The following is an 18,839-nucleotide window of genomic DNA, read 5'->3' as shown; positions in this document are numbered from 1 at the left end:
AGCTAATTTAACAGACACCGGGAAAAAGGGCTGTAGTTTAGAGATATGATTTTTGGAAAGGGGTCAAGATAATGGCCGGGGATTTATTTAAAGCATTCAAGGAACCTGTTTTTGTCACCCGTCCGGTACTGCCGGACCTGAAGCAGTATACGGCCAGGCTGGAACAGATCTGGGAATCAAAATGGCTCACCAACCAATGGCATCAACATGAAATGCTGGAGGACAGGCTGGCGGGAACCCTTAAAGTTCCTCTGCTTTCCTTGTTCAATAATGGTACCACTGCACTTATGCTGGCCTGCAAAAGCCTCAGGATTACCGGGGAGGTCATCACCACTCCCTTTACCTTTCCCGCTACCCCCCATGTTTTAACCTGGAACAACGTAAAGCCTCTTTTTTGTGATATCCACCCGGTAACTATGAATATAGATGCCGAAAAAATAGAATCTATGATTACTTCACAGACTACGGCAATTTTAGGGGTACATGTCTTTGGCACCCCTTGTGAGGTAAAAAAAATCCAGGAGGTAGCAGATCTGTACGGACTTAAAGTAATTTATGATGCCGCCCATGCTTTTGGGGTAGAAATTGACGGTGTGGGCATTGGGAACTTCGGAGATATTACTATGTTCAGTTTCCATGCTACCAAGCTATTCCATACCGCCGAAGGGGGAGCTCTGACTTTCAAAGATCCCCTGCTTAAAAATCGCCTGAATCTATTGAAGAATTTTGGAATCAAGGGAGAAGAAGAGGTGGTTATGCCGGGGATAAACGGGAAAATGAACGAGCTTCAGGCAGCCCTGGGCTTGACTATTTTAGATATTTATGAGGAAGAGAGAAGAAAAAGAAAAGTTCTGGTTCAAAAGTACCGTCAGGGGCTGAAGGATGTTCAGGGAATCACCTGTCTGCAGGAATTCAGCGGCATAGAGGGAAGCTTCCAGTATTTCTGCGTTCGGATCAATGAAGAAGCTTTTGGGAAAAGCAGGGACTATGTTTACGAAGAGTTAAAGAAATACAATATATATACCCGAAAATATTTCTATCCTTTGTGCAGCCAGTATAACTACTATGGTCACCTGCCTTCTGCTTCTCTTTCTAATCTGCCGGTGGCCCGCAGGGTGGTGAAGGAAATATTGACTCTTCCTTTATACGGGGAACTCAGCGGCGGGGATGTAGAGGCCATTTGTGAAATATTAATTCATTTAGGCCGGGGGAAACTTTAAAATGTTACCTAAGGTCAGTATATGCATGCCTACCTATAACCAGGAAAAGTATATCGCCGAAGCAGTTGACAGCGTGTTGATGCAGCAGACGGATTTTGATTATGAACTTATTATAATGGAGGATTATTCTACCGATAGAACCCGGGAAATTGTTCTGGAATATAAGCATAAATATCCAGAAAAGATTGTGCTTTTGCTGAATGAAGAAAATACCGGAGCTGAAAGCTTGATTGGTTTTGTTAATGTCTTCAATTACTGCAGGGGCCAATACCTGGCTTTTTTAGACGGGGATGATTACTGGACTTCTCCCCATAAGCTGCAGCGGCAGGTGGATTTTTTAGACGGTCATGAGGATTTTGCCATCTGTTTTCATGCTACAGAATTATTTTGCCAGGAGGATGACTCCTTCCAGCCGGTGATTAATCCTCCCTCCCCTTTCCGCAGGGAAAAGATGACTATTGAAGACCTGCTGGAACGAAATTTTATCAGCACTTCTGCTTACATGTGCCGGCGGAGCGCCCTGGGGGAACTTCCCCCCTGGTACTTGTACCTCTACATTGGAGACTGGCCTTTGTTCCTTTTATGTGCTCAGCATGGTTACATAGGGTATATTGATGAAGTAATGTCCAGGTACAGGCAGCATCCTGCGGGAATCTGGTCCTCCAATACTAACAGGGGAAAACTTGAGGGTGTGATTGAAATGTATCAATTGATTAACTCACATTTTTCTTACCGTTACAGCAGGATAATTAATAATCAGCTGAAGAAAATGTATTTTAAACTGATGAAGGAGTTTCTCTTAGAAAATGATCTGGTCAATGCCAAAAAATGCTATCACCAGTGCCTGAAGAGGTGGAAATACAAAGAGGGGTTAAAGAATACCCGGCTGCTTTCCAGGCTTGGCTTTCGGGTATGTTTTCCGGGGCTGTATAAGATATTTAAGGCATCGGGCTCTGTAAAAGATGGCTGTAATTAACAAAGTAAACGGAGGAATGCTCCCTTGGCAGATGGTAAGGGTTACCGGCTAAACATTGTTAACCCATTAATATTTACGAATGAACCGAAAGAAAGCTTTATAAGTGTAATTGTCCCGGTTTTTCAAGATGAGCAGGGGCTTAAAACCCTTCTTTCTTCCCTGGAAAAACAAACTTTGAGCAGGGAGTGGTATGAAATCATTGTGGCCAACGATGGAGGGGCGGAAGAAATTACCCATATCTGCCGAAGGCATGGCACCAGAATGGTGGAAATTATGCCCAATGGCGGTTCTTATTTTGCCAGAAACCGCGCAGTAGAAATTTCTAAAGGGGAATATTTGGCCTTTACGGACTCAGACGTGACGGTTCCCCCGGATTGGCTGCAGAAAGGGCTGCAGGCCCTTAAAAAATGGGATTATGCCGCCGGAGAGATATGGATAGACAGAGAAAAAATTCTGAACTTAACCCACTATTACCAGCAGAATGCTTCATTTTTGGTGGAGGATTACATGAAAAATGAACATTTTGGCCCTACGGCTAACCTTTTTATCAGGAGAAAACTGATACAATCTGTGGGGGGCTTTGATGAGAGGCTTTTCTCCTCCGGTGACCATGAATTCGGGGAAAGGGTAAGCAGGGAATCAGAGTTTAAACAGGTTTACCGGAGTGATTTAATGGTTTTCCATCCCCCCCGGGATTACCGGCAGTTAATGATAAAATATGATAGGGTTGCTGCGGGTAAAAGGCAGCTTAATAGCCTATACCCCAAAAGATTTGCATACCGCAGCTTTTTAAAAATCTTAAAGCATATTATTTTCCCCAGGAAAATAAACACCGTGAAAAAGCTTTTTAAAGGTTCAAATATGAACATGCCGGTTTTATTTTTTTTCTGCTGGTGGATGAGAGCTGCAAAAAATATGTACTATTTAAAACATTTTTTTAAGCAGTATCACCAACCGCCGCCGGAACTTTCCAGTTTTAAAGTAAAAGAAATACATTAATCAACCTGGCTTATTATGCTTCTTCTAAGAAAGGAGAAGAACCAAAAAAATGGTGCCTGAAATTATCTTTTGGATTTTAACTGCAGTTCTCATTTATATTTATTTTGGATATCCCGTAATTATTTCCATTTTTTCTTATTTTATGACCAGGCCGGTGGTAAAAAACAATGAATATGAACCCTTTACCACCTTAATTATAACTGCTTATAACGAAGAAAAGCATATGGTGGAAAAGCTGGCAAATACTTTGGAACTGGATTATCCCCGGGATAAGTTGGATATTATTGTGGCTTCAGACGGTTCCAAGGACAATACCAACGAAATTGTAAGAAAATTTATTAAGCAGCATCCCGAAATCAGGCTGTTGTCCTTCAAAAAAAATCGCGGCAAAACAGCTGCACAGAACAGGGCTGTTACCTGTGCCCGGGGAGAGATTATTGTGTTTTCAGATGCCAATGCCAGGTACCGCCCGGATGCCGTTAGAAAACTGGTTAGAAACTTTTATGATACCCGGGTAGGCTGCGTCTGCGGGGAACTAAGATACCGTGTGGAGAACTGCGGGGCCGGGGAAGGGGAAGGGCTTTACTGGAAGTATGAAAAATATCTAAAAAAACTGGAAAGCCGGTTGGGGAATGTCCTGGGGGCCAATGGCTCCATATATGCCCTGCGAAAAGATCTATATGTACCTATAAAAGAAGATATTATCAGTGACTTTGTGGAACCTTTAAAAATAATTGAAAAGGGCTTCCGGGCTGTTTATGAGGAAAAAGCCGTTTCTTATGAAGATGCCTCCAAGAGTTTTCAGTTGGAGTTTCAACGGAAAGTAAGAATTATAACCCGAAGTTACCGGGGGCTCCTGTCGGTTAAAAAAATGCTGAATCCCTTAAAATATGGATTTCTGGCCTTGGGTTTGTTTAGCCGGAAACTTCTCCGGTGGTATACGGGGATTTTCCTGGGGGCGCTTTTTTTAACAAACCTTTATCTGGCTTTTTCTTCCAGAGGGTTTTTCTTGTTCACCCTGTTATTTCAGATGTTATTTATTTTTCTGGCCTTGGGTGGTATAATCAGTAAACGAAGCTTTAAACCGCTGTTAATCCCCGCCTATTTTTGTGTGGTGAGTTATTCTTCCATCCTGGGATTAGTTAACTACTACCGGGGAGACAGTGCAGTTTCATGGGTTCCCTCCCGGAAGTGACCTTCCATAAGGCTTATTGTACTCTGCTGTCTGGTATAAATTATTATTGTTAGAGAGTGAGCCGTAAGATTTCCTTAAAGGCTAACCTGGAAAGGATGTTAATTTAAGCATGCTTGAGACTCTTAAGAAACTAAATGTACTATTTACCTCCGGGGAAAAAAAGAAGGTTGGGCTGTTAATGTGTTTTCTGATGGTGGTAGCCTTTTTTCAGGCACTATCGGTAGTTTCTATCCTGCCTTTTATGAGCATGGTTATGAACCCGGAAACTATTTTAGAGGACCGCTGGATCAATTGGGCTTATTTAGGACTGGGCTTTACGGAAATTGGTTCATTTATTGTCTTTTCCGGTGTTCTTGTCTTGGGCATCCTGGTGGCAGGAAATGCCATGGCAGCTTTTACCACCTGGTACAAGCTGCTCTTTGTCTGGGAAAAAAATCATAATCTTTCCATGGCCCTTTTGAATAAATACCTGTCTCAACCTTATCCTTTTTTTCTGGACCGGCACAGTTCTGATTTGTGTAAGAATATACTGGGGGAAGTCAATGCTTTAACCTCCGGATTAATGATTCCTATCTTAAATTTAATTACCCGCAGCGTTGTGGTGGTTTCCATTGCCGTGATGCTGATTCTGGTGAATCCTTTAATCACGCTTTTAACGGTGCTGCTGCTGGGATTTTTATATGGAGCTATATATCTTTTTCTTCGGAAGAAACTAAAATCCAGCGGGAAAAAAATGTTGGAGGCAAATCAGTACCGTTACTTTTTGGCATATGAGACCTTTGGATTAATAAAAGACATTAAAGTCCTGGGCAAAGAATTTTCTTTTCAAAAAATATTTTCTAAACATTCCAAGGAATACTCTTTCCAGCATGCCTGGAATTCTACCGTAAGCCAGCTGCCCCGGTATTTTCTGGAAACAATGGCCTTTGGAGGAGTTATTGTTTTAACCCTTTATTTACTTTCTGTCAGTGGTGAGGCACACCTGGTGATTCCCATGGTTAGTTTATACGCCTTTGCCGGCTACCGTCTGATGCCCTCCCTACAGGAGGTATTTCAGGCTTTTGCACAGATACAGGTAAGTCAGGCGGTGCTGAATAAGATTTACGACGATTATACCGAAAAGTACGAAATGGGATACATGGACCGGATTACAGATTTCCAGGTAAAACCCCTTGTTTTCCAAGAAAAAATAGAACTGCAAAAGGTATCCTTCCGTTACCCTAATTCCGATGGCTTTGTCATAGAGGACTTAAATATGACCATCTATCCCAAAACCTCTATTGCTCTGGTGGGGTCTACGGGCTCAGGAAAAACTACTGTGGCAGATATTATCCTGGGGCTTTTAATGCCTCAAGAGGGCAGCATTAAGGTGGATGATGAAGTAATAGACGGAAACAACATCAGGAACTGGCAGCGTAACATGGGATATGTTTCCCAAAACATTTACCTTTTGGATGATACCCTGATCAGGAATATAGCCTTTGGCGTGCCCCAGGAGGAAGTGAATATAGCGGCGGTGGAAAAGGCAGCCCGAATTGCCAATATTCATGACTTTATTGTGAATGAACTGCCCCAGGGGTATAATTCCTTAGTGGGAGAACGGGGAGTCCGCCTCAGCGGGGGGCAGAGGCAGAGGGTGGGTATTGCCCGGGCGCTGTATCACGACCCTCAGGTTTTAGTGATGGATGAGGCTACCAGCGCCCTGGACGGGGAAACCGAGAAAGCTGTCCTCTCTGCCCTGGATAACGTGTCCTTGACCAAGAATTTAATTATTATTGCCCATAGATTTACCACGGTTAAAAATTGTGACCTTATTTATATGTTGGAAAAAGGTAAGGTTATCAGCTGTGGCACCTATGATGAACTGATTAGTTCCAATTCCCATTTTAAGTCCATGTCCAGCATGGGAGTCCAGTAGAGAATTATGTAAACCAAGAAACCTTTAGAGGTGGTTAAGTGGGAGAAAGCAAGCTGTCTGTAGTTATCAGTACATACAACCGGGAATCCCTCTTGTCTCAGTGCCTGCAGTCCCTGGCAGAACAATCCCTCTCCAAAGACAAGTATGAAGTGATTGTGGTAAACAATAATTCTACCGATGGGACCGGCCGGGTGGCGGGGGAATTTGCTAAAAAGTACCACAATTTTAAAGTTTTATTGGAGACTAAACAGGGATTATCCTACTCACGGAATCGGGGTTGGCAGGAGTCCTCGGGTAATTATACAGCCTTTATTGATGATGACGCCCGGGCAGGAGAGGATTGGTGCTGTCTTATGCTCAATGCTTTTGAAAATCTAATCCCTCAGCCCGATGTAGTGGGAGGGGAAATACATCCCTGGTACCAGGTGCCCCCTCCAGGCTGGTATTCCGATGATTTTGAAATAAGGACCCGGGGGCCAAAGGCCTGCTATCTAAGGGGGGAAAATCCCAAACTTTCGGGATCCAACATGGCTTTTAAAAGAAGCCTCCTGGAAAAATACCGGGGGTTTTCTCCCCGGTACGGTATGTCCGGGGGAAAATTGCGTATGGGGGAGGAGTCGGAATTTTTCCGCAGGATTATAAAGGACAATCCGGTAATCTGGTATGACCCGGAAATAAAAGTATATCACTGGACCCCTGCTTCTAAGATGAAGCTGATGAACATCCTCCGCCGGGAGTTTGAAGTGGGGGAAGCCCAGGCCAGCATGCAGAACCGCAAAATTTTCTCTCTATCATATGTAAAAAAACTTTACAGTTTTTTAATATTTTTAGCAAAGACACCCCTTGCTCTTTACCGCTCCCGGGAAAACCGAAAAGGTACAGCGGCCAGGAGGTTTAAGGAACTGGGAAACCGGCTGGGTTATCTGTTGGGCAGAGTATATGCAGAGGAAAATGATCTGTGACATCCTCACGGGGTCAATAGACCCCGTGCATCCTGGTAGTTCAGGATGACAGATCGACTTTCAATCCTTTGGTTTGCGCCAGTTACAGGGTTAAAACGATAACTGACGATACTGAGCACTTCGCCCAGGCCATGCCACATGGCATAATTATCGTTTTTTAAAAAATTAAGCACCGTGTTAATATCACGTTCTACTTTAAAGCCACACTTTGGACAAAGGTAAACCCTTTTGTTTGGTGGCATCTGCTGTTGGCTGCCGCAACCGGAACAGGTCCTGGTTGTACCCCTCTCATCGAATTCTTCGACCTGCTGAGCGTTCATAATGGCTTTGTAACGCAGGTATCCGATGAGTTTCTTGACAGGGTTGTTATTTTGAACCTGACGGTTGATGCGCTTGTCAACAATAACGATGCCCGTAGCAGCAAGGGTCTGCCCTTTGTTCCAGTTACCTATCTTAAAATTTGTATCCGGGTGGTCTTGTAAGATCTGGTTAGCCAGTTTGTGCAGGTAGTGTTTGGTCTGGGTGCGTATTTTGCTATATAAGCCGCTGATTTTCTTGTTCAGCCTGCGCCAACGCCCGGAGTGTTTCTGTTTTGTATCTCTTAGAGACTTTAGATGATCGATTAGCAGGTAATGCTTTAAGTTTAGCTCTCTTAAGGGGTTGATGTCATACTCTACAACTGAATAATCTGTCTTTATACCGGTCAATGTCATCTTGCAACCCGGGTCAAAATAGATAGTATGGGCATTGACACGTTTTTCGGGCAGCTGGACATGACGATTCAGCGATACGTACCATTTCTTGTCCCGCTGGTCATAAGAAACAACAACATTCTTGACCGCCTGGAAATCATACTCCCGTTGTGGTAATTTAATCTCGATCCAACTGGATTTATTCTTGCCGTAGGCCAGGCGCAAGATGCCGCAGTGGATTTCAAAGGAAACACCCTGCTGTGGGTATTTCTGGGTGAAGAAATATTTATATGATTTGAACCTGGGAGGCTTAACACCTGGATCACCTTTTTTATGCTTGGTGAAATACATCTGCCAGTTGGCATTGAGGGATTTGACTACTTCCTGTAAAACCTGGGAAGAGGGCACTTTCAATGCAGGGTGTTGTTGTTTTAGCAGCGGAAGCTGTTTTTTCTGTTGATAATAGTTGGTTTTCTTATCCCTATCATAACGCTCTCCGTTCAATCGGTTCCAGACGTCTTTGCAAGCATAAGAAACCGCCCAAAGTTTGTCTATAGCTGTTTTGTTCGGGGTAATGCGTATTTTGTCAGATAGGTAAAAGGCACTCACTATTTCACCTGCTTTTTTGATTTTCAATATATCTTTGGATAGTTTCCTGTGTAATACATTCTGCAGTCCCATAATACGTTGATGGGTTCCATATTTGATTTTTCCAATATACTTTCCTTAACTCAAGGGAACTGTATGAAAAGCTTCCTGCCAGAAATTCCTTTTAGTTTTTTTACAATATCTCCAGGCGCTTTTTTGGGATGTGCAGTCACAAAAAGATGTATATGATCCGGCATATTTCCATGTTGGCTATTTGAAACTCAAACTCATCAGCGATTTCATAAAATAGCTGATGACAGTAATCGGCTATTTACCGGTTAAGATCTTTTTACGGTATTTAGTTGACCAAACAATATGATACCAGATGTTGTAAACGCATGTCCTGGAACGTATGTTCTCCATGCAAATAGTATAGCATGCTTATAATGCAAATGCAAGTGTTGTATCCATTCATTTTGCGACATATAGTAGCTTTTCCGGCTTTCATCTCGGGGTCAATAGACCCCAAGGATTCCCGCCGGTATTTTCTAAAAAAAGGATTGTGTTTTTAATGAAGCCTTATGTTAGTATTATTATACCCACCAGAAACAGGGCACAGCTTTTGAAAACCTCCTTAAAGAGCGTGCAGGCCCAAACCTATAAAAATTATGAAGTGCTGGTGGTGGATGATTGTTCTACCGATGGTACCCTTGATGTGGTGAAAAATTATCAAAAACAGGGCATGGATATAGTTTATGTGAAACATTTAAGCCCCCGTGGGGGTGCCGCCGCCAGGAATACCGCCATAAAGAGATCCTCCGGCAGCATGACTGCTTTCCTGGATGATGATGACCTGTGGCTTCCGGAAAAGCTGGAGAAGCAGGTTAAGTTACTGACAGATTCCCGCAGTGAGACTGCTGCCGTTTATACGGGGCTTCGCTTCTGTGGGGAAAGTGACAATATCATTAAAGATGTTTTACCTGAGATAAGGGGAAACATCTTTGAACGATTACTGGAGAAAAACTATATAGGCACCCTCTCTTCGGTGCTCTTAAGAAAAGAGGCTCTTTTTGAGGTAGGAGGCTTTGATGAGTCTTTACCTTCAAAACAGGACCTGGATCTTTATTTAAGGATTTCTCAAAAATATGAATTTGATTATATTAAAGAAATTCTGGTTATTTATCGAAAACATCATCAGGGCCGCATCAGTGATAATATACATTCCAAGATAGAAGGCCATCACAAAATTTATAATAAGTATTATGCAAGTTTTAAAAAAAATCGCCGGGGCCACAGCTTCTACCTGATGAACTACGGCAGAAAGCTTTTGGAATTTAATTTAATTAAAGAGGCCAGGAAGAATTTTTTCAAAGCCTTTCTTATATATCCGGCAAACTTAGAAACCCTCCCTTACTTCACCCTCCTTTCCTTAGGAGAAAAGAATTATAAGAGGCTAAAAAGTTTAAGGCCGGGCAAAAATCCATAATTAATTGGATTAAAGGTGGGTGCCAGTGGATAAAGAAAAGATAGTTCATCTTACCAGCGTACATAATCCCTTTGACAATCGAATATTTCATAAACAGTGTAAAAGCCTGGCCGGGGCAGGCTTTTCCGTGGCATTAATTGCTCCCGGGGAAAAAAATCAAGTGGTGGAGGGCGTTTTTATTCGGGCTCTGCCCAAACCTAAAAACAGGATTATCCGGATGCTGCTTACATCTATTGGGATACTTAAGGCCGCAGCCGCGGAGAAGGGACAGGTTTATCACCTGCATGACCCGGAACTAATTTGGGTGGGGCTTTTGTTACGATTAAAAAAGAAAACCGTAATCTATGATGTTCATGAAGATTATGAGAGTTCCATTGCACTGAAAGAATATATTCCCAGGGTTTTACGGCCCATAGCAGCATCAATTTTGGGAGGTCTGGAGCAAAAGCTTTCCAGGTTTTTTACGGTGATTCTGGCGGAAAAGTACTACATTAAGCGTTTTCCCCGGGGGGTTCTGATATTAAATTACCCGGATAAAGCCAGGTTTTCATGGACTGACAAACCTCACCTTGAGGCCTCTCGGCCAAAGCTTTTGTATACGGGAAATATTTCAGAAGACCGGGGAGCCTTAATTTACCCTAAAATACTTAAAAGCATGAAACAGGTGGAATTGTTCCTGGTGGGAAGATGCAGTGGGAAATTAGCCCAAGAGATGTATCAGCTGGCGGGGGAGGAAAAACACCGGCTGCATATTGCGGGAATAGATAAGCATGTCCCCTTTGATGAAATAATGAATTATTATAAAAGGGGAGGCTGGACAGCGGGGCTGGCGATTTTCCCTGCCACGGAACATTACCTAAATAAAGAACTGACAAAATTCTTTGAATACATGGGGGCCGGCATACCCGTTATCTGTTCTGATTTTAAGGCCTGGCGTAATCTTATTGAAAAGACAGGCTGCGGCATAGGTGTAAATCCTAATGATACAGAGGAAATAAACGCAGCTGTAAATTATTTAATAAATAATCCTGAAAAAGCCGCCGAAATGGGTAATAAGGGCCGAGAAGCAGTAAGGGAAAGCTACAACTGGGAAAATGAAGAGAACAAGCTGATCAAATTGTATGAGCAATTAATTTATGGTGATTCTTAAAAAAATAATGGAGAACATATATGAGAAATATTTTGTTTATTACCGAACATTATCCCTCCAGGAACAGGCCTGGACGGGGGGCTTTTGTCCAGGCACTGGTTAGAGAGATGGCCAGGGCAGGGGTAGGGTGTACTGTGCTTACCCCCCGGGGTATGTTCTCCCAACGTTTTGAAAAATCAGAACCCCATTCATTTATAGATGATACTATTGATAACCCTATAACCATTATCAACCCCAGGTTTATCACCTTTTCCAACAGGAAACTTCTGGGCTATAATTCCTTTGATTTAACGCAAGTTAGTTTTGAGCGTTCGGTATTAAAAGCGGTAAAAAAATATAAATTAAGGCCTGATGTGCTGTACGGCCATTTTCTTTATTCCTCCGGAGCTACCGCCGTCAAGCTGGGGGTTAAGATGAATATTCCCTCTATTGCGGCCATAGGTGAATCAGAACCCTCCAGGCATTTTAAAAACAGGGGGATATACGTGAAACCGGAAAAAGATTTTCAAAATGCCTCAGGGATAGTCTCTGTTTCAAAAGCCAACAGGGAATTCTGCCGGGATAAGCTTCACCTTCCCGATGAAAAGATTCGAGTGTTTCCTAACTGTGTGGATTTTACCTCTTTTTATCCCAGGAAAAAAGCAGAGATGAGGAAAAAGTACGGCTTTCCCCCGGATAAAACTATCATTGCCTTTACCGGTGGGTTAATTCCCCGCAAGGGCCCCCACAGGGTTTTGGAGGCGGTAAAGGGGATAGAAGATATAGGAATTATTTTTATGGGTCAAGGGAAAATACCTCTAATTGGAGAAAACATCTTATTTAAAGGAGCCGTTGAGCATTCCAGGGTTCCTGAATTATTGTCTGCCGCAGATATGTTTGTGCTGCCTACCCTGGCGGAGGGCTCCTGCAATGCCATTATTGAGGCTATGGCCTGTGGGCTGCCTATTATTTCCTCCGTAGGGGATTTTAATGATGATATTTTGGGCCGGCAGTATTCCCTGCGGGTTAATCCTTTAGATATACAAGAGATCCGCAGTGCTGTTTTAGCCCTGCATAATAATGAGGAAATGCGCTGCAGCATGTCTAAAGCGTCCCTGGATAAAGCAAAAAGTTTTAACCTGTCCTGCAGGGCAGAAGGGATATTGCAATGGATAGAGGAAATTAAGGGAGGTTTCACCTATGGATTTAACCAAATTCAGAGTATACGTAAGGGCATTTGAGCCGGAGGATTATAAAACAACCATAACCTGGCGAAGAGATGAGGAGTTATGGTCTCTTTTGACGGGCAGAAGGTACTATGTGTCTTCAGAATATGAAAGGAAATGGGTAAATGATGCTATTTTTGATAACCAGGATAATGTCAGGCTAGCAGTATGCCTTAAGGAAAATGACCTTCACATAGGAAATACTTCCCTGGACAGCATTAACTGGTTGAACAGGAATGCCTGGCTGGGAACCATGATTGGAGATAAAAGATACCGGAGCCAGGGGTACGGTTCTGAGATTGCCATTTTAATGCTTCAGCATGGTTTTTATGATTTAGGCCTGGAAAGGATTTCAATTGATATATTATTGTCCAATACGGCGGCCTATAAGGGAATCGAAAAATGCGGCTTTAAACATGAAGGGGTTTTCCGGCATGCCGTATACAAGAATGGGAAGTTTGAGGATTTAAAAATTATGTCTTGTTTGAGGCAGGATTTTGAAGAGGTCTTGAAAAAAGAATCCCTATACCCTTAAAAATTATAATTAAAAGAATAAACAGTAAAATTAGCAGGATTTTTTACATCTAACAAGAATAGGTATAGGGGTGTTTAAAAAATGGAAGAGACTGCCTCCTCTCGGAGGCCGGTCTGACAGCAGTCTCAAGTAAAGGAGAAACAAGCATGGAAGAACACATGGAGCAAGAGATTGATATTCGGGATATATTTTATATCCTGCTAAAGCGAATAAAGTTTTTAATTATTATTCCTCTGCTGGCGGCTTTAATCAGCGGTTTGGTCAGCTATTTCTACTTGACCCCAATATATGAGGCTTCCACCACCTTAATGCTCTGGAAGGAGCAGACAACAGAGGTGGTGTACCAGGATATTCAGTTTAACCGGCAGCTGGTTAATACCTATCGGGAAATTGCCAAAAGCCGCCTGGTAGCAGAAGAGGCTGCCAAAAGGCTGCAGATGAATTTGACCCCGGCAGAACTCAGCAGCATGGTAGAGGTTTCCCTGGTTAAGGATACGGAAGTAATTTCCATCAGCGTTACCAATAAAAATCCCGAATTGGCTTCTATCATTGCCAATGAAGTGGCTGAGGTTTTTCAGAACCAGGTGCCGCTGTTGATTAAGATAGATAACGTTAAAGTAATAGACAAGGCTGTTCCACCGGTCAGCCCTATAGCTCCCCGCCCTCTTTTGAATATAGCGGTAGCCGGAGTTTTAGGGTTTATGGTAGCTGTTGGCCTTGCCTTTCTCTTGGAATACCTAGATGATACGGTGAAAACCCCTGATGAAGTCCACCGGCTTTTGTCTCTGAATGTTTTAGGCACAGTTCCTGCTATTGAGGAGAAGAATTAAGGTATAAAGGAGATAAACGCCGGCCCCTTTTAGAATAATATTCTCAGAGGGACCGGCTTTTTTTTCAATCCTCAAATATCTAACCCAGGGTATTCTATGGATAAAGAGATTGCTTATCATTAGTTAAGATACATTATATGGTTAGGAATCCATTATTTCTATATAAAAGTTAGCAAAATTTGCAGGAATATACAATGGTTTGTAGAATAAAAGCATAAAGTTTAACTACTTAAATATTAATCTTAATATGTATCCATCAATATAATGGGTAACAGCCGGATAGGGGTGGTAGTTTGTCCTACATAGATATACATGCCCATATCCTTCCCCAGTTGGATGACGGCCCTAAGACCCTGGAAGAATCTCTGGAAATGGCAGAGATGGCCGTCAAGCAGGGAATAAGCAGAGTGGTTGCAACACCTCATGTGGTGGAGGGTATCTTTGATAATGGAAAGCCCCTCATCTTAGAAAAAGTCCGGGAATTACAAGCTGCTTTACATAAAGAAAAAATCCCTCTGGAGATAATCCCCGGAGCGGAAGTTCATATATCTGTAAATATACCTGCACAGCTTGAAAAAAAAGAACTTTTAACCATCAATGATACCGGAAAGTATTTACTTTTGGAGCTGCCTCATTTTCAACCTATTCCTGCTTATCTGGAAAACCTTATCTTCAGCCTTTCAATCAAAGGGGTAAGGACCATTATCCCACATCCGGAAAGGAATATTAGTGTGCAGGAGAACCCCAATATTCTTCTTCCCCTGATTGAACAGGGAGTTCTGATGCAGTGTACCTTATCCAGCCTAACCGGATATTTTGGGGAAGAAGCACAAAAGGCGGCGGAGGTGCTTTTGAAGTGCCGCATGGTGCATCTTTTGGCGTCAGACATGCACAGCACCGGCGGCCGGCTCAAGTACTTTCAAGAATCTCTAAAGAAGGCCGAGGATTTGGTGGGGAAAGAAATGGTAAAGAGCATGATTACCTCTGTTCCGGAAATGATTCTGGAGGGAAGAGATTTTACAGTACCAGTGCCCCAAGAATATCAGGCCCGCACTGCGGGAAGGAACCTGTGGAGCTGTATCCTGGGGTTATTCACCTCCCGCGGGCAGGGTAGAAAGCCGGGTATTTAATAGACTCCTGGAACTAATATGTTCCAGGCATCATTCCTAAAGTAGGAGAGAAAGAATGAGGACAAAAACAAACATGGAACCAACAAGAGAAAACCGCAGCAAAATGCTGGTGAGCCATAATGCCACCAGCCCTGTAGCAGAGGCTTTTCGAACTCTTAAAACCAATATCCAGTTTTCCAGCATTGATAAGGATATCCAAACCCTCTTAATCACCAGTGCCCAGCCTTCAGAGGGAAAGAGCCTCACCACCTGTAATCTGGGCCTTACCCTGGCCCGCTCCGGTGTAAGTGTACTTCTGGTGGACGGGGATTTAAGAAAACCAACCATGCATAAATATTTTAATTTATCAAATCTGATGGGCCTGACTAACCTGCTCATTGACGACGAGTTGGACTTGGGGCATGTGGCCAACAATATTATGGATAACCTTACGGTTATGACCAGCGGACCCATTCCTCCGAATCCCACAGAACTGCTGCAGACAAAAAAAATGAGGCACCTTTTGCGGCAGCTTAAAGAACAGTTTGATATGATTATTATCGATTCCCCCCCGGTCATGGCTGTGGCCGATGCCTCGGTTTTGTCGATTCTGGTTGACGGAACCATCATGGTTGTAGGGCATGGGGTCAGCAGTAAGGCCTCCGTGTTGAAGGCCAAGGAACAACTTCAGATGGTAAAAGCCAATATTTTGGGGGTTGTGATGAACAAGGTCCCCCTCAATGGACAAGGGTATTATTATTACTATTATTATGGTGGGGACAAGTCCAAGCGGGAGAAAAAAACCGGTATTATAAATAGATTTTTAGGCAGGTTTTCCGGTAAGAAAAGATAAGGGGAGAGATGTTTTGGGCCATCCCAATCGTAAAAAAATGCGGGAGAAACGGAAAAAAACAAGACAGGAGAACCTTGAAAGAAGGAGTTACCTGTGGTTTTTAGATTTAACCCCGTATAATGCGGTTAAAAAATTAAAGGGTAAAAAAGATTCAATTGTATATAAGTAACCCATACTGCTGATGTGCTTTTTTTTAGCTTTCCGGCAGGAGGTTTTTTGTTGGTGTACTTATTACTATTTTTTTGGACTCTTAGAAAAGTACCTAAAAGGTGACTTGTGCCATGAATTATGAAAAATGCATGCAGGACTTTTTAGATTATATAGAGTTAGAGCGGAACTTGAGCCCCCAAACCCTTAAAGGCTACCGGGCAGAACTGGATTTAACGCTGAAATATTTTAAAAGCCATAATTTACCCCTGGATATTGGGGAAATAACCATACAGCACATAAGGAAATACCTGACTTACGTAAAAAAGGAAAGAAATAATTCCCCTGCGTCACTTAACAAAAAGATCTCTGTCTTAAGGTCTTTTTTTAATTTTCTAACCAATGATGATAGTTATGGAATTAAAATAAACCCTACCTTTAGGTTAAGTCAGATAAAAAAGGAAAGAAAGCTTCCCCAGATATTATCTTTAGAGGAAAGCAGAAAGTTTTTGCTGGGCATTAAAGAAGTAAGTTCTTATCCAAAAAGAGATTATGCTATTTTTCTAATGTTTTTACATACCGGATGTCGCTTAACTGAACTGAAAGAATTGACTATTACCAGCGTAGATTTACAAGAAAAATATGTGCGCTTTTTTGGGAAGGGCAGCAGGGAAAGGATTGTCCCCCTGCTGGACCAAACCTGTGAAGCTCTGGAGGAGTACTTGAAAATCAGGGAACCTTCCATAGAAACAAACCAGTTATTTTTAAACTCCAGAGGCAGGCCTATAAGTAAGGAGATTATCGCCAAAACCTTTAAAACCCTGGCCCAAAAGACAGGGGTTTATAAAAAAGGGTTAAGTGTACATAAGCTTCGTCATACCTGTCTGACCCTATTATTGAAAGAAGGTATCGATTTAAGGACACTGCAGGAGATAGCCGGTCATGCGGATATTGCCACAACCCAAATTTACACCCATGTGGCCCAGGTGGACTTAAAAAGACAGATGAACAAACACCCTCTGGCCAAAAAAATAGAGGATAATTTGATAACAGAGTAAGCAGGCTGCGGCAGAATTTTCGAACACATGTTTGACATGTTTTTGGAAAACTGGTATAATGTACCAGGGGTGCCGTCGGTGACCATAAAAAGCTGTTTTAAGGATTTTTTAGACTATTTGGAGCTGGAAAAGGGAGTAAGCCCTGGAACTGCATACGAATACAGCCTGGACTTAAATTTGTTTGCTGCTTTCTTAGAGCAGCACAACCTCCCACTGGAGGTTGGAGAGATCACCCTTCAGCATTTGAGGAAGTTTCTAGTTTATTTAAAAAGGGAGCGGAATAATTCTGCCGCCACCATTAACCGCAAACTTTCCACCCTGAAGTCCTTTTTTAGTTTTTTGCAGTATGAAGGAATATATGGGGTGAAAAATAATCCCGCTTTACAAATTTCGGTGATGAAAAGTTCAAAAAAATTGCCTCAGATTCTTTCCCTGGAGGAATGCTGCCACTTTTTATCTCAATTAAAAAATGTAAGCGCTTTTCCCCTCCGGGATTATGCCATGTTCCTTCTTTTTTTACAGTGCGGCTGCCGGCTGCATGAGGTAAAGGAACTAAAAATATCAGCCGTTGACCTGGAAGAAAAGCAGGTTCGCTTTTTGGGGAAGGGACAGAAGGAACGCATAGTCCCCCTGACCTCTGAAACCTGCCGGGCCCTCACAAGCTACCTGGAGGTAAGAAAACCGGTGGTGAAGACAGATATTTTCTTTCTAAGCGTATTCGGCCATCCCTTAAGCAGAAGGGGCATTCAGGATATCTTTCGCACCCTGGCGGAAAAAACCGGCATCTACCGGCCGGGCTTAAGTGTACACAAGCTGAGGCACACCACACTAACCTTACTCTTAAGAGAAGGGGTAGATATCAGAAGCCTGCAGGAAATTGCCGGCCATGCCAGCATATCCACCACCCAAATATACACCCATGTAACCCAGGAGGAAGTGCGGGCAAAAATGCAAAAACACCCCCTGGCCCGGCTGAAGAGCTCATTGGCGGATCGGGTGGAGGAGGTAGTGGGTGTGTATAATTGTAGTTTTTTTAATGGAAATGAGTATAATAGTAGGAAAGATAAGAGGAAGCTGTTTGACGGGAGAAGGGAATTATTGTAAGATAGGTGGTAGTAGGAGATATCTTTATAGTATGTTTTTAATATTTTGAAAGGGGGGTATATGCATGGGTGAAGCTAAGGAGGAATTATGTAAAATGATAGATGCCTTGCCGGCCAAAAAAATTAAAGTTTTAAAGATATTTTTAGAAAACCTATTGAAAACTAATTATATTGAAGATCAAGGTTGGCTGGAAGCTAACATGGGCATATTACCTTCCTATGAATGGAGGCCGGAGGGATTACCTAAAGGTCAGCCTATTATTTGTGAACTAAGGGCAGATGAATTGAAACCTGGCAAAAAATATCTCGATCTCTCAAAGTTCAAAGGTATAGCGAAAGGTGTTTGGGGAGTCGATGCTCAAAAATATATAGAGGAAATTAGAGATGAAGACAGGGATTAGTAAAGTTTTTATCGATACAGCCCCTTTTATATATTTAATTGAAGGTTCTAAAGATTATTCTAGCTATATTCAAAAAATATTTGAAGATTGTATGTCAAATGATATTATTTTATACACATCTATAATTACTTACTTTGAGTTTTGTGTAAAACCTTACCAATTAGACAAAGTTGAATTGATAAATAGTTTAAAGGAATTATTTTCTGAATTAGGGATTAGAATTATCTTAGCAGACTTAAATGTTGCTGATCTGGCCAGCAAGTTAAGAGCCAAATATGGTTTTTTAAAGCCAATGGATGCTCTTCAACTAGCTTCAGCTATAAGTGCAAACTGTCAGTTATTTGTTACAAATGATAGACAGTTAAAAAAGGTTTCTGAAATTGAAGTAACACTGGTAAGCGAGTGGTAAGGC

At 42.4% G+C, this 18,839-nt stretch carries 18 protein-coding genes and 1 pseudogene; 17 read left to right on the top strand and 2 right to left on the bottom strand.

Annotation, left to right across the window (positions count from 1 at the left end):
• Positions 1-71: 71 nt before the first annotated feature.
• The 6 genes from HUE98_RS16745 (at position 72) to HUE98_RS16720 (ending at position 7,270) form a co-directional block, all read left to right on the top strand.
• The gene (locus HUE98_RS16745) at positions 72-1,220 is read left to right on the top strand and encodes a DegT/DnrJ/EryC1/StrS family aminotransferase (RefSeq protein WP_241421723.1); all 1,149 of its coding nucleotides are present in this window, start codon (positions 72-74) and stop codon (positions 1,218-1,220) included.
• A 1-nt stretch (position 1,221) separates the two neighbouring features.
• Entirely contained in the window at positions 1,222-2,196 is a 975-nt protein-coding gene (locus HUE98_RS16740; protein WP_241421722.1) for a glycosyltransferase, read from the top strand.
• 24 nt (positions 2,197-2,220) lie between these two features.
• Positions 2,221-3,195 (top strand): glycosyltransferase, encoded by a 975-nt coding sequence (locus HUE98_RS16735; protein WP_241421721.1) that lies wholly within the window; start codon positions 2,221-2,223, stop codon positions 3,193-3,195.
• A gap of 49 nt (positions 3,196-3,244) precedes the next feature.
• A complete protein-coding gene (locus HUE98_RS16730) occupies positions 3,245-4,390 on the top strand; it encodes a glycosyltransferase family 2 protein (RefSeq protein ID WP_241421720.1) in 1,146 nt (381 codons plus the stop codon).
• Positions 4,391-4,499: 109 nt separating this feature from the next.
• Positions 4,500-6,308: an ABC transporter ATP-binding protein gene (locus tag HUE98_RS16725; protein ID WP_241421719.1), complete on the top strand. Its 1,809-nt coding sequence runs from the start codon at positions 4,500-4,502 to the stop codon at positions 6,306-6,308.
• Between the two features lie 38 nt (positions 6,309-6,346).
• Positions 6,347-7,270 (top strand): glycosyltransferase, encoded by a 924-nt coding sequence (locus tag HUE98_RS16720; protein WP_241421718.1) that lies wholly within the window; start codon positions 6,347-6,349, stop codon positions 7,268-7,270.
• Between the two features lie 5 nt (positions 7,271-7,275).
• On the opposite strand, the gene HUE98_RS16715 is transcribed toward HUE98_RS16720, so the two are convergent.
• A complete protein-coding gene (locus HUE98_RS16715) occupies positions 7,276-8,571 on the bottom strand; it encodes an RNA-guided endonuclease InsQ/TnpB family protein (protein ID WP_241421717.1) in 1,296 nt (431 codons plus the stop codon).
• A 4-nt stretch (positions 8,572-8,575) separates the two neighbouring features.
• Positions 8,576-8,973, bottom strand: a pseudogene (tnpA, locus tag HUE98_RS16710) (IS200/IS605 family transposase).
• A gap of 148 nt (positions 8,974-9,121) precedes the next feature.
• On the opposite strand from tnpA, the gene HUE98_RS16705 reads away from it, so the two are divergent.
• The 11 genes from HUE98_RS16705 (at position 9,122) to HUE98_RS16655 (ending at position 18,836) form a co-directional block, all read left to right on the top strand.
• Positions 9,122-10,036, top strand: a complete 915-nt coding sequence (locus tag HUE98_RS16705; protein ID WP_241421716.1) for a glycosyltransferase family 2 protein — start codon at positions 9,122-9,124, stop codon at positions 10,034-10,036.
• Positions 10,037-10,061: 25 nt separating this feature from the next.
• Positions 10,062-11,186: a glycosyltransferase gene (locus HUE98_RS16700; protein ID WP_241421715.1), complete on the top strand. Its 1,125-nt coding sequence runs from the start codon at positions 10,062-10,064 to the stop codon at positions 11,184-11,186.
• A gap of 20 nt (positions 11,187-11,206) precedes the next feature.
• Positions 11,207-12,406, top strand: a complete 1,200-nt coding sequence (locus HUE98_RS16695; protein WP_241421714.1) for a glycosyltransferase — start codon at positions 11,207-11,209, stop codon at positions 12,404-12,406.
• A complete protein-coding gene (locus tag HUE98_RS16690; RefSeq protein ID WP_241421713.1) occupies positions 12,366-12,926 on the top strand; it encodes a GNAT family N-acetyltransferase in 561 nt (186 codons plus the stop codon). The genes HUE98_RS16695 and HUE98_RS16690 overlap by 41 nt, the downstream gene beginning before the upstream one ends.
• Positions 12,927-13,072: 146 nt before the next feature.
• A complete protein-coding gene (locus HUE98_RS16685; protein WP_241421712.1) occupies positions 13,073-13,756 on the top strand; it encodes a YveK family protein in 684 nt (227 codons plus the stop codon).
• Between the two features lie 293 nt (positions 13,757-14,049).
• Positions 14,050-14,886, top strand: coding sequence for a tyrosine-protein phosphatase (locus tag HUE98_RS16680; RefSeq protein WP_241421711.1), 837 nt, complete (start codon positions 14,050-14,052; stop codon positions 14,884-14,886).
• Between the two features lie 55 nt (positions 14,887-14,941).
• Positions 14,942-15,718, top strand: a complete 777-nt coding sequence (locus tag HUE98_RS16675; RefSeq protein WP_241421710.1) for a CpsD/CapB family tyrosine-protein kinase — start codon at positions 14,942-14,944, stop codon at positions 15,716-15,718.
• 281 nt (positions 15,719-15,999) lie between these two features.
• Positions 16,000-16,923 carry a tyrosine-type recombinase/integrase gene (locus HUE98_RS16670; RefSeq protein ID WP_241421709.1) on the top strand — a complete coding sequence of 308 codons (924 nt, stop codon included), beginning with the start codon at positions 16,000-16,002 and terminating at the stop codon, positions 16,921-16,923.
• Positions 16,924-17,001: 78 nt separating this feature from the next.
• Positions 17,002-18,027 carry a tyrosine-type recombinase/integrase gene (locus HUE98_RS16665; RefSeq protein WP_241421708.1) on the top strand — a complete coding sequence of 342 codons (1,026 nt, stop codon included), beginning with the start codon at positions 17,002-17,004 and terminating at the stop codon, positions 18,025-18,027.
• A gap of 64 nt (positions 18,028-18,091) precedes the next feature.
• Positions 18,092-18,427: a hypothetical protein gene (locus tag HUE98_RS16660; protein WP_241421707.1), complete on the top strand. Its 336-nt coding sequence runs from the start codon at positions 18,092-18,094 to the stop codon at positions 18,425-18,427.
• The gene (locus HUE98_RS16655) at positions 18,411-18,836 is read left to right on the top strand and encodes a type II toxin-antitoxin system VapC family toxin (RefSeq protein WP_241421706.1); all 426 of its coding nucleotides are present in this window, start codon (positions 18,411-18,413) and stop codon (positions 18,834-18,836) included. The genes HUE98_RS16660 and HUE98_RS16655 overlap by 17 nt, the downstream gene beginning before the upstream one ends.
• Positions 18,837-18,839 lie beyond the last annotated feature (3 nt).

Source organism: Candidatus Contubernalis alkalaceticus, from assembly GCF_022558445.1.
In the GTDB taxonomy this organism is placed as follows: domain Bacteria; phylum Bacillota; class Dethiobacteria; order SKNC01; family SKNC01; genus Contubernalis; species Contubernalis alkaliaceticus.
Note: the sequence above shows the minus strand (reverse complement) of the source record. Positions and strands in the feature narration are given on the sequence as shown.

Coding starts and splice junctions, on each gene's coding strand:
- HUE98_RS16690 (WP_241421713.1), top strand. CDS start 12,366: ATGGATTTAACCAAATTCAGAGTATACGTAAGGGCATTTGAGCCGGAG.
- HUE98_RS16745 (WP_241421723.1), top strand. CDS start 72: ATGGCCGGGGATTTATTTAAAGCATTCAAGGAACCTGTTTTTGTCACC.
- HUE98_RS16685 (WP_241421712.1), top strand. CDS start 13,073: ATGGAAGAACACATGGAGCAAGAGATTGATATTCGGGATATATTTTAT.
- HUE98_RS16660 (WP_241421707.1), top strand. CDS start 18,092: ATGGGTGAAGCTAAGGAGGAATTATGTAAAATGATAGATGCCTTGCCG.
- HUE98_RS16705 (WP_241421716.1), top strand. CDS start 9,122: ATGAAGCCTTATGTTAGTATTATTATACCCACCAGAAACAGGGCACAG.
- HUE98_RS16725 (WP_241421719.1), top strand. CDS start 4,500: ATGCTTGAGACTCTTAAGAAACTAAATGTACTATTTACCTCCGGGGAA.
- HUE98_RS16730 (WP_241421720.1), top strand. CDS start 3,245: ATGGTGCCTGAAATTATCTTTTGGATTTTAACTGCAGTTCTCATTTAT.
- HUE98_RS16675 (WP_241421710.1), top strand. CDS start 14,942: ATGAGGACAAAAACAAACATGGAACCAACAAGAGAAAACCGCAGCAAA.
- HUE98_RS16695 (WP_241421714.1), top strand. CDS start 11,207: ATGAGAAATATTTTGTTTATTACCGAACATTATCCCTCCAGGAACAGG.
- HUE98_RS16655 (WP_241421706.1), top strand. CDS start 18,411: ATGAAGACAGGGATTAGTAAAGTTTTTATCGATACAGCCCCTTTTATA.
- HUE98_RS16670 (WP_241421709.1), top strand. CDS start 16,000: ATGAATTATGAAAAATGCATGCAGGACTTTTTAGATTATATAGAGTTA.
- HUE98_RS16740 (WP_241421722.1), top strand. CDS start 1,222: ATGTTACCTAAGGTCAGTATATGCATGCCTACCTATAACCAGGAAAAG.